This is a genomic window from Aquimarina ulvae (assembly GCF_053613295.3).
On sequence record NZ_JBSIBP030000001.1, the window covers coordinates 198,301 to 210,399 of the forward strand.

Annotated in this window: 8 protein-coding genes; 2 read left to right on the forward strand and 6 right to left on the reverse strand. The window is 32.2% G+C overall.

The genetic code is table 11. The annotated features are described in order from the left end of the window. The first annotated feature begins 21 nt into the window (after positions 1 to 21). Complete coding sequence (locus tag ACWGOQ_RS00965; RefSeq protein WP_452056678.1) at positions 22 to 2,226, forward strand: peptidase domain-containing ABC transporter; 2,205 nt, start codon at positions 22 to 24, stop codon at positions 2,224 to 2,226. A gap of 359 nt (positions 2,227 to 2,585) precedes the next feature. On the opposite strand, the gene ACWGOQ_RS00970 is transcribed toward ACWGOQ_RS00965, so the two are convergent. The 5 genes from ACWGOQ_RS00970 to mfd all read right to left on the reverse strand — a co-directional run bounded on the left by ACWGOQ_RS00970 (position 2,586) and on the right by mfd (position 9,774). Further along, complete coding sequence (locus ACWGOQ_RS00970) at positions 2,586 to 3,491, reverse strand: DUF2268 domain-containing putative Zn-dependent protease (protein WP_452056679.1); 906 nt, start codon at positions 3,489 to 3,491, stop codon at positions 2,586 to 2,588. Positions 3,492 to 3,494: 3 nt separating this feature from the next. Continuing rightward, a complete protein-coding gene (locus ACWGOQ_RS00975) occupies positions 3,495 to 4,691 on the reverse strand; it encodes a serine hydrolase domain-containing protein (RefSeq protein WP_452056680.1) in 1,197 nt (398 codons plus the stop codon). An 88-nt stretch (positions 4,692 to 4,779) separates the two neighbouring features. Then, positions 4,780 to 5,691, reverse strand: coding sequence for a type II toxin-antitoxin system RelB family anti-toxin (gene relB, locus ACWGOQ_RS00980; protein WP_452056681.1), 912 nt, complete (start codon positions 5,689 to 5,691; stop codon positions 4,780 to 4,782). Positions 5,692 to 5,918: 227 nt separating this feature from the next. Next, on the reverse strand, positions 5,919 to 6,230 hold the full coding sequence (locus ACWGOQ_RS00985; RefSeq protein WP_452056682.1) for a hypothetical protein: 312 nt from the start codon (positions 6,228 to 6,230) through the stop codon (positions 5,919 to 5,921). Between the two features lie 190 nt (positions 6,231 to 6,420). Beyond that, positions 6,421 to 9,774, reverse strand: coding sequence for a transcription-repair coupling factor (gene mfd, locus ACWGOQ_RS00990; protein WP_452056683.1), 3,354 nt, complete (start codon positions 9,772 to 9,774; stop codon positions 6,421 to 6,423). A 161-nt stretch (positions 9,775 to 9,935) separates the two neighbouring features. On the opposite strand from mfd, the gene ACWGOQ_RS00995 reads away from it, so the two are divergent. Continuing rightward, positions 9,936 to 11,285, forward strand: a complete 1,350-nt coding sequence (locus ACWGOQ_RS00995) for a dihydrolipoyl dehydrogenase family protein (RefSeq protein WP_452056684.1) — start codon at positions 9,936 to 9,938, stop codon at positions 11,283 to 11,285. A gap of 7 nt (positions 11,286 to 11,292) precedes the next feature. On the opposite strand, the gene ACWGOQ_RS01000 is transcribed toward ACWGOQ_RS00995, so the two are convergent. Beyond that, complete coding sequence (locus ACWGOQ_RS01000) at positions 11,293 to 12,087, reverse strand: TspO-related membrane protein (protein ID WP_452056685.1); 795 nt, start codon at positions 12,085 to 12,087, stop codon at positions 11,293 to 11,295. Positions 12,088 to 12,099 lie beyond the last annotated feature (12 nt).

Below are 12,099 nucleotides of genomic sequence, written 5' to 3' on the forward strand. Positions count from 1 at the left end.
TTCTAAGTAAAATTTTAGAGTATGAACGAAGAGTATATAAATAAAAAAAAGATACAAAAAACACTAACATTACAACATGATGAAAGCGATTGTGGAGTTGCGTGTTTACTATCTTTAATTAAGTACTATGAGGGAAATAGTTCTTTGGAAAAACTCAGAGAATTTAGTGGTACAACAAAACAAGGGACTACATTATTAGGCTTACACCAAACAGCAAATAAATTAGGGTTCGATTCTAAAGGGTGTGAAGCAGATATACAATCTTTAATAAATCATAATAAGCCAGTAATTCTAAATGTAATTATCGATGAAAGATTACATCATTACCTTGTCTGTTATGGATATCATAATGATAAATTTACTATTGGAGATCCAGCCAAAGGCATAGATTATTACACTAAAGAAGAGTTAGAAACTATATGGAAATCCAATATTTGTTTAACTCTAGTACCTAATAAAAATTTCATAAAATTTAAGGCAGAGAAGTCTGCAAAAAGAGAATGGTTTATAAATTTGATAAAAGAAGATTTTAAGCTACTTTTTTTTAGCGGTATATTAGGGTTGTTTATTGCTGTGTTAGGAATGGTTATGGCTGTTTTTTCGCAAAAACTCATTGATGATATTCTCCCATCACATGACTATAATAAATTGGTTACAGGAATTGTTTTAGTTGGTTTTTTGTTAATTGTTAAAACACTTGTACAAGTATTAAGGTCTTATTTTCTTATGCATCAAGCTAAAGATTTTAATAATCGTATCATTGATAGTTTTTACAATTCGTTATTGTATTTGCCTAAACCTTTTTTTGATACTCGTAAAATAGGAGAATTAGTATCGAGACTTAATGATACAAAGCGAATACAACAAGTTATACAAACGGTTATTAATACTTTCGTAATAAATCTTTTAGTGTCATTCGTTTCTTTAGGTTTTCTGTTTTACTATTCCTGGAAAACTGGATTGATTGCACTAATAAGTTTACCATTTTATTTCTTTTTGATTTATGGTTTTAATAATAAAATTATCAGGGCGCAAAAAGATGTAATGAAAACTAGAGCTCATAGTCAAAGTAATTATATTTCGACAATGAATGGAATTGCAACCATAAAAAATAATAATAAGCAATTTTTATTTCGGAAAACAAACAAAATAATATATGGAAGTTATCAAAATGAAGTTATGAATTTGAGGAAAATAAATATTAAATTATCCTTGTTTTCAGGAATATTTAGTGTTTTGTTTTTGATCAGTATACTTAGTTTCACTTCCTTCAAAGTATATTATGGTATTCTACAATTAGGAGAGCTTATCGCCATTCTTGGGGTTGCGGGATCTCTATTGCCATCTGTAGCGAGTTTAGCATTGATTTCTATTCCAATTAATGAAGCAACAGTTGCCTTTAATCGAATGTATGAATTTACAGCAATGGGCAAAGAAAATGAAGGTTATCAGGAAATCCTTAATTTTGATTCGTTATCAATTCGTAATATGTCTTTTCGTTTTGCAGGGAGGAGTTTGTTGTTGAAAAATGTTTCCTTAGAAGTTAAAAAAGGAGAAATTATAGCAATAGTTGGAGAAAGTGGAGGAGGTAAAAGTACGCTAGGACAAATCATACAGAAATTTTATCAACAAGAGAAAGGAGAACTTATAGTAAACAATTGTTATAGATTGCAAGATATTACCTTAGATTCTTGGAGACAGCAAATTGGGGTAATAGAACAGGATATCAAAATTTTTAATGATAATGTATTGAATAATATTATTTTAGGAAGTAAAGATACTCCTGAGAATATTATTTCATTTTGTAAAGAATATGGCTTTGATAAATATATTACACAATTTCCCCAAGGATATGAAACTATAATAGGCGAAGAAGGAATTAGTTTATCAGGAGGACAAAAGCAAATTTTAGCACTTGCTAGAGCTTTATATAAAAAACCTCAGTTATTACTTCTTGATGAATATACTTCTGCAATGGATAGAAAAACTGAGGAGTTTTCCCTAGATTTATTAAAAAATATAAAAGAAAAAATAGGAATTATTTTTATATCTCATCGATTACATTCCTTACCAAAAATGGTTGATAGAATTTATGTAATTGAAAATGGAGAAACTCAAATTTCCGGGTCGCATGAAAAGTTGTTAGCCACCACTAATTTTTATAGTAGTTTTTGGAAAGATTTAGAGTTTAATCAAAGATCAGTCAAAAATACACTGGTTAATTAAATCTTTGAAAAGCTATACGGTAGATGAATCAAAATAAATACGACATAAAAGGATGAATATTCCCTAATTCTGTTACTTTTAAGGTCATAAAAATTAATCTTAAAACCATTTTATTATGTTAAAATCAATTTTAACTCGGCAAGGAGTAAAACAGTTAAACAAATTACAACAATAAGCTGTTAACGGTGGAGGTGGTGAACTATATGACTTTTGTCATTCGGACAGTGAATGTAACTATCCTCTTATTTGTGCAGGGTATTTCTGTAGGCCTGTTGGAGGACCGTTTTAATTCTCTATACTATTTTTTAAGCGAATTCAAATACTATAAAGATCGACACCCTAAAGTGTCGATCTTTTTCCTACTTACCATATTTACTGAATTCTAACATTTTTTCTGCACTAAAATTAATCCAGATTTCAGGCTTAACTGATTTATTCTTAGATAACCCACTTTTTACGATGTCATACCCTAAGCTGTAACCTCCCCAAACAGGAAATTTATTTGATCCAAACATGACTTCTGCCTGAAACCCAAAATCTTGATTCTCCAAATGAGGTTGTAAACTGATCCATAGTTCTTTTTTCTTTTTTTGGTTTAAGGTTTCTGTCCATTTAGTTTTAGCTTTAGGATATAATAACTTGGCAAAGTAATCCCCTCTTCCTTCAAAAACTAAATAATCTAGTAACGTCCATTTGGTAATTTTTGCCAAGTTTTCTTTTGTCCAACAGGTATGATTGAACTCATGAGCAATTGCGTATGATAGTGCTTCTTTCCAATCTTTGATGTAGGTATTGATATTAATTAGAATTTGTTTACTTCCTGCTGTAAAACCAAAAATACCATTCATATCTTTTGCCATCATTTTCCGTTCAGAACTGGGAGGTAATATATATACTTTGATTCCTTCATTTTTGAGCAATTGATTAGATTTTTCGAGTGCTTCTAAAATGATTTTTTCAATCTGTTTTTTATGACTATTAATTCCTTTAAGGGATTTTTCCAGAAATGTAATGTCTAATGAAGGTCTGGCCAGGTCATCATACACAAAGGAAGCATATTCACTGCTCTTAAAGAATGTATTAAAAATAGGAAGTCTTACTTTTTCGAGATAGAGTTTTTTTAGATTTCCGCTATTCTCTTTAGCTGCAGTTATATATTCTGTGTAGTATTCTTCCATAAAGACTACCTGATGATTCTTTTCTTGAGCATTTACTGATGAAAGGCTCGTCAATGCGATGTATGCATAAATAATATACTTTCTCATGTCTTAGTTTTTAGTAATGAATATTTTTGCTAACTCATAAGAGTAGGTGAATAAATCTGATACTGAACCACTTCTATTCATTAGTAGTGATATCGATAGGTTATATTCTGGAAATAAAATAAATACAGAAGTCGATCCTACAGCTGTTCCTGCATGATGAACTATTTGTACTTTCTGGTTATGATCGAATATTTTTTCGGTTAAGTCGTTACGCCACCCTATTGCATAATTTTGTTCATTTATGTTGCCTGAATCCAATGCCACTGGTTGGATAAGGATCTCTGTGGTTTCTTTATGTAAGAGTGTATAGTTGAGAAATGCATTTCCAAGTTTTACAAGATCTGTGGGAGTAGCAACAAATCCTCCACCAGCCCATTTGTTACTATTGTTGACTTTAAAAGTTTCTTTGTACATATTTTCATCAACCTCATAAAACTTTGAAACATTTTCTGGTGATAAAGAGGTTGTTTCTCCTTTTATGTTGTTAAGACCTAAAGGGTTAAAAACCTCCTCATCCATAAAACTTAGAAAGTCTTTACCAGAAGCACCTTCTATCATAGCACTTAACAAAGTATAATTATAGGAACTATAGCTAAAATCAGAACCAGAAAGAAAAAGTAGAGGAGAGTTACTAAATATTCCTACACTTTCTTGAACTGAAGTATACTCATCGTTATTTTGGTGTTCCCAAATGGGAAAACAAAAACATGTACCATAGTTTCGTATTCCTGAAGTATGTGATGCCAGTTGTTGCATAGTTATCTCAGAGAGCGTTTCGTTCGCATAGGGAACAAATTCTCTGACTTTAGAATCTAGGTTTAATTTATGATTTTGCAGAAGTACACCTACTCCTAAAGATGTTACTGCTTTAGATGTACTTCCAATTCTGAATTTTGTATTGATATTTAACTTTGTGTTATTTTTAATATTCTGATATCCAATAGCATTAGACCAAATAACTTTTCCATTCATTCCAACAGCAGCAGAAAATCCAGGTGCTTTAAGAAGGGAAAACATTTCGGTTAAAATACGGTCAGCTTTTATTGAAAGTTTGTTTTTATGATGCTTTATCGGTTTTAATTTGGTAGTACTAGGAAATTTATTCCATCCGGTTGTATAGGTCATCATAGGCTCAAAAAGAAAGAAGCAAATGACTAGTACTGGTAGGACTATAGATGCAATTATGATACATTTTTTCATGACTGTTTTTAGCTTAAAATTTGATATAGGATTTCCGCTCATTGAATAAATATTCAATGATATTGTTGATGGATAATTGATATTTTGGTTATATATCCAGGAATGTTTTCTCTTTTTCCTTAATCATTTCACAAACTTTAAAAAGCAAAATGATTTCTAGTAGAATCGTTGGAGTAAGAAATAGCAAACCAACAATAGAAAGGAATATTGTAGTCATAAATCCATAGGTAATGATTTCAAAAATTGCTGTAACTTTTGCAATAGTACCCAGAGCATTCTGAAGTCTGAATATAGATACACCAAATAAGATTCCTATGATTCCGTATGTCATCGATTCTGCTCCTATGACGATGCGATAATCAAAAACACCTATATACAAAGAGATAATATCAAAGGAATAAAAAAGTACAGTTACAAAAATAAACATGAATGCTGTTATCTTAAGCAAGTAGTTTTTGAAGATTTTCCCAGTAAGAACAAAGCCGCGAGTAAATAGTACAATGGAAATTAGTATGACTATTTTTAATAATATATATATTAGTTCACCGATAATCATTTCACCTTGTTCTAGTCGGTAATAGTCAATTACAAACTCTGCAAAACTTAGAATGAAATATACAATACCACTAATCCATGCAACTGTAAGTTGTTTTGTTAAGAAACTCGCCTCTTTTTCGTCATCTATTTCGAGAAGAAAAAGTTTTTTAAACTCTTTTGTTACTTTAGAATTTTCGGTTTGTATTTTTTCCAAATCATAGTCCAGTGCGGATAGAATGGTCTTTATGGTGTAACTTCTTGGTGTAACTTCGCCCGCTTCAATTCTTTGAATAGTTCTAACACTTATGTTACATTGCTCTACCAACTCTTCTTGAGTCAGTCCTTTAGACTTTCTGAGTTCCGAAATTTTTATGCCTAATGCTGGTTGTTCCATGATCTTTAAGTTTTTAGTTTCTTTTGAAGTAATATTCTCTGCAGTAGAATTACTAGAACTTGTTTTCATTTAATACAGCAATATTAGTTGGAAGAGATGCAATCTCAAATTTTTAGATTTGACTTTGACCCGTCATTAACCTGACATTATAAGCATCATAAAGGTTTCAGAAGGTTTTTTAGTCTATTTTTCGAGTAGGAAATATAAGAATTATTCTATAGTATCTATGTGTAATTTTTAGATACTATAACTTTATAAAGGATTTAGGCATGCAGCGTCTGGACTTTTAAAAGTTTTTATACCTTAACTTTTAAATTTTTAAGGAAACGTTTAACTTCGATGTACATCGCTTCTTTACTGTATAGGTTATCGATGTTATTACTGAAATGATAACCAAAAGAATAGTTCATTGAAAACTCATTAATATCAATCAATTCCGGACAGGTTTTATAATTTTCTATTTCTTCTATAAATCTTCTTTTGATATAAGAATAATTGAGTACATAAAGTTTATGACTAGGTAAACGCTGAAAGGCCTGATTATCTTTGTTGTTGAGTTTCAAAAGTAAAGGTCTCTTCAGAAAACTGAATTTTTCTTTTCTATCCATAATCTAAGTTGGTTTTATTCTTGTAATCTGGTATGAAATTAAAAATAAAAACTACTTTATAATTTTTTGAAAGCCAACGATAGTTAAACTGTCGACGAAATGCACTTTTGTGTAGCCGAATGGAATTTAATTTTTTTGTTCTACTGTAACGGTTATTTAACGATTGTACGTATATGTATTTCGGAATCTATTATTCATTTGTCTCAAACTTTAGGGGTCGTAACACCTCGAGAGCTTTGTTAATAGAATGAATACTTTCGAAAGTAAGTAATAATCTCAATCCATTTCTGGTATTTTTCTCTTTCATTTTACATTTACCTGGGTTTTGTTGTACAAATTGTAAAACTTTAGAAAATGCAGGACTTTGATAAAAACTTGATTGTTGATCACTAATAAAATACCCAATCATTTTGTTTTGTTTCATGATAATTTTTTCAATTCCTAAAGAAGTAGCAATCCATTTAATGCGAACTGAGTTTAAAAGATCTATTGCCTGATCTGGCAATTCGCCAAAACGATCGATTAAACGGTTCTCATATGCCTGAAGTTCATTTTCATCTTTAATATTGTTAAGCTCTGTATATAGATTTAACCGTTCTGTAATATTGTTTATATAGCTATCCGGAAAAAGCAGTTCAAAATCTGTATCAATTTGAGTGTCTTTTAAATACACCTTTTCCTTTGTTTCATCTTCATATAGCTCTGCGAACTCATTTTCCTTAAGTTCTTCAATAGCTTCGTTCAGGATTTTTTGGTAAGTATCAAAACCAATTTCATTGATGAAGCCACTTTGTTCGCCACCTAATAAATCTCCGGCACCACGAATTTCCAGATCCTTCATAGCGATATTAAAACCACTACCCAGTTCAGAGAACTGTTCTAACGCGGTAATTCGTTTTCTGGCATCATCGGTCATAGCAGAATATGGAGGTGTAATAAAATAGCAAAAAGCTTTTTTATTACTTCTACCCACACGACCTCGCATTTGGTGTAAATCAGAAAGACCAAAATTATTAGCATTATTAATAAAAATAGTATTAGCATTAGGGACATCCAATCCGCTTTCTACAATGGTAGTAGAAATCAACACATCAAATTCTCCATTCATAAAAGAGAGCATAAGACTTTCTAATTTCTTGCCTTCCATTTGCCCATGACCAATACCTACTTTGGCATCAGGAACGAGGCGCTGTACCATTCCGGCAACTTCTTTAATGTTTTCTATTCGGTTATGGATAAAGAAAATTTGACCACCTCTTTGGATTTCATAGCTAATTGCGTCCCTGATAGTTTCTTCACTAAATCGAATCACGTGGGTTTCAATAGGGTATCGGTTTGGTGGAGGCGTAGTAATTGTAGATAAATCGCGTGCTGCCATCAAACTAAATTGCAACGTTCTCGGGATTGGAGTAGCAGTTAACGTAAGTGTATCGACATTTTCTTTAATGGTTTTTAATTTATCCTTTACCGAAACACCAAACTTTTGTTCTTCGTCAATAATAAGTAATCCAAGATCTTTGAATTTTACATTTTTATTGACTAATTGGTGGGTTCCAATAATGATATCTACTCTACCAGCCGCAAGATCTTCTAATGTTTCTCTTTTTTGCTTTGCTGTTCTAAAACGATTAACATAATCTACCACTACCGGAAAATCTTTGAGACGTTCTCTAAACGTTTTAGCATGCTGAAATGCTAGAATAGTGGTAGGGACAAGTATTGCCACTTGTTTTCCGTTATCTACTGCCTTAAAAGCTGCTCTTATCGCAACTTCAGTTTTACCAAAACCTACATCGCCACAGATCAATCGATCCATCGGTCTTTCACTCTCCATATCGGCCTTAACGTCTTCTGTGGCGGTACTCTGATCAGGAGTGTCTTCATAAATAAAAGAAGCTTCTAGTTCGTGTTGCAAGTAACTGTCTGGATTGTATTGAAAACCTTTCTGTAATTTTCGTTTTGCATACAACTGGATCAAATTGAAAGCAATGTGTTTTACTCTTGCTTTAGTCTTTTGTTTTAGTGTCTTCCAGGCTTTAGAACCAAGCTTATATATCTGTGGCGGTTTGCCATCTTTTCCATTAAATTTTGAAATCTTATGAAGTGAATGAATACTGAGGTATAAGACATCTCTTTCTCCATAAATTAATTTGATAGCTTCTTGCTTTTTTCCTTCGACATCGATTTTTTGAAGTCCGCCAAATTTTCCTATTCCATGATCAATATGAGTCACATAATCACCAACCTCTAGGTTCGTAAGTTCTTTTAAGGTGATCGCTTGTTTTTTTGCATAGCCACTTTTTAAACTAAATTTATGATAACGCTCAAAAATCTGATGATCCGTGTAACATACAATCTTTCGATCGTGATCAATAAATCCTTGATAGGCTGAGAAAACAATAGTTTCGTATTGTTTTACATCTAGATCTGCATCATCAAAAATATCATGAAAACGTTTGGCTTGTTGTTCGCTGACACAAAAAATATAGTTCTTATACCCGTCTTCTTGATTTTCATTCAGATTCTGTATCAGTAAATCAAATTGTTTATTAAAAGATGGTTGAGGTTTGGTATTAAATTTAATTGAATAATCAGCCTTGGTAACAGGTCTGTTACTAATTTCTACTAAGGTAAAATCTAGCAACTGTTTTTTAATTAATTCTGAAGAAGCAAAAAGCTCATCCGGAGTTCCATGTTTAATATCTTTAGAAAGAGTTTTGAACGCTTCCTTGGCTTTTTCAAAATTTTTATCAATTCTTGCAGATAATAAGTCAATATCTTTTGTAAAAACCACTGTTTTAGAAGTGATATATTTTAGAAAGCTCTCACGAGTTTCTTGCATAGCTTTGTTTTCTACATTGGGGATGATCGAAATCTTTTTGATTTGATCAGTAGACAGCTGTGTTTCGACATCGAAGGTTCTGATACTGTCTACTTCATCGCCAAAAAACTCTATACGATAAGGCTCATCGTTACTAAATGAAAATACATCAACAATACCACCGCGAACAGAAAACTCACCAGGTTCGGTTACAAAATCTACTCTTTGAAATTGATACTCAAATAATACTTCGTTTACAAAATCGAGTGATAATGTATCTCCAATCCCGATCTTCAATGTGTTTTTTTCGAGCTCTTTTCTGGTGACTACCTTTTCGAACAAGGCATCGGGGTAGGTAATAATCAATGCAGGTTTCTTACGAGAATTGATCCTGTTTAGAACTTCTGCTCGTAATAAAACATTGGCATTGTCGGTTTCTTCTATTTGATAGGGTCTGCGATAACTACCAGGATAAAACAATACATTTTTATCACCCAATAATTGTTCTAGATCATTAAGGTAATAAGCAGCTTCTTCCTTGTCATTTAAAACACATAGAAAAGGTTTGTCAACTTGTTTAAAAGCGTGTTCGATGACAAAAGATAATGATGATCCGGTAAGGCCTTGCAGATGGGTTTTGCTTTCAGATTGAGCAATAGCATTTCCCAGTTTCTGCAATAGCGGAGACTGTGCAAAAGTTTGCGTGATTAAGGTTTGACTCACGTAGCAATAATTTTAGACAAATATACTATCATTCTTTTAGTTATGACAAACCTGTTAATAGTGATTAAGTGCTAAATATTCTTTAAAGCATTCAAAAAATACTTCATTGTTTGGTATTTTGAAACTATTTTAAAACAAATAAAATAAATCAGAAAATTTTCATGGAGATTAAGGAGTTTGATGTATTTGTGATTGGAAGCGGGATTGCTGGGCAAACTGTCGCAAAGGCTTGTATAAAAAATGGGAATACAGTAGGAATTGCTGATAAAAGAGAATTTGGAGGGACTTGTGCAAATCGCGGGTGTGATCCAAAAAAAGTGATCCTTGGTTTCACCGAAATAGTAAAAAGATCGAAAAGCGTATACAACTTAGGTGTTTTTCAGCTACCAGAGTTAGACTGGAAAGAAATACAAAAGTTTGTACGCGAATTTACTGATGCTGTTCCACCGAGTACAGAGGATAAACTATGCGATCTTGGTATCACGTTATACCATCAATCACCAAAATTTATAGATACCAATACGCTTTCTGTAGAAGGAAAAACAATAAAAGCTAAAAAAATAGTAATTGCCTCAGGATTAACACCAAAACCTTTGGACATAGAAGGTAGCTCATTAACTTCGTTAAGCGATGATTTTCTAACATTAGAAGAACTACCTAAATCTATGATTTTTATCGGAGGAGGTTATATAGGAATGGAATTTGCCCATATGGCAGCAAGGTTTGGAGTTGAGGTTACTGTCATAGAATCAGGAGATAGACCATTATCTGTTTTTGACAAGGATATGGTTGCATATATAATTAAAGCGTCTAAGGATATAGGGATCAACTTTATTTTTAATGCTAAGGTTACCAAAATTGAAGAATTAAGAAAAAATAAACGAGTATACTATCATTTGGATGGAAAGGATGAAGAAGTAAAAGCAGAAGTCATTTTTAATACTACAGGAAGAGTGCCTTCATTTGATAATTTGGCATTGGAAAATGGTAATATTTCTTTTTCAAATAAAGGGATCAACGTAGATAAATACTTACAAAATATTACTAATAAGGATGTTTATGCTTGTGGTGATATCTCGGATAATGCGTTACCATTAACTCCTTTTTCATCTCGTGAAGGAAAAATCGTAGCTCATAATATACGTTATGGTAACCATAAGAAAGCTGAGTTTCCAGAAACTCCTTCTGTTGCATTTACATTGCCCAATATTGCTTCTGTTGGATTGTCTGAACAGCAGGCAAAAAAATTAGGCAATAACGTAGAAATTCTTAACAGAGATGCTTCGGGTTTTTATAATGCAAAACGAATTAATGAGAAAATTTATGCTTACAAAACCATTGTAGAAAATGATACGGGTAGAATTCTAGGAGCTCACCTAGTAGGACCTGAAGCAGGCGAAGTAATTAACTTTTTTGCAATGGCGATGTATAATAAAATGACAATTTCAGAGATTAAAGATATGATTTTCACATACCCAAGTTGGGCAGGAGATATTCAATATATGTTCTAGCAAAATTCTACTTAAACCGTTCCATCAGTTTTTTTCCAGGATTAGTAGCGCGATTTAGAAATCCATGAATACCAGCAGCTATTACTAATATCATAGCCCCGGATAGTGCAGAATATGCTATATTATTATAATCGCCGTGGTGTCTTATATAAATTGCAACTAAAGCCCAAACACCCACCATAGCAAACTCTCGCATATTTCTTTTAATAATCATCAATAGATTTAATAAAACAGCTACAATAACCATAATGATGGTCCAGGTAGTATCGGACAAACCAAGTCCTTGCCAATTAATTTTAGTAAGATAGATAGAAAAATTAGCTATAGTAGCCACAGAAATCCATCCTATATACAGGCAAATGGGCCACCAAACAAATACGATAACACCTATCGGCGCATCCCATCGCTCCATATTTGTATTGATTACAATTTTACTTAAAGAGAATACAATACCCAGCATTACTAATACAGATAAACCAATATATTCATATGTAAATACAAGAACCCAGCAGCCAGTTAATAGATTTGCAATAAAAAACCAATATCCTGTTTGCAGGATGTATTCGGATTTTTCCGGTTTAAAAAAAGCATTTCGAATTTGATAAATAGAATAGGCGATAAGGCCTGCAAATATCACTATCCATATACTAAAGGCATAATTGGCGGGTGTAAAAAGGTTGTCATGTATTTTGCTGACTTCGCCTACTGTGGTGTTATTAAAACGTAGCGTTTGTGAAACATAGTTTATACCGATTACAAGCAGAACAGATATAGTATTGAGTAACGCTAATGTTTTTTTCATAAAATTATTATT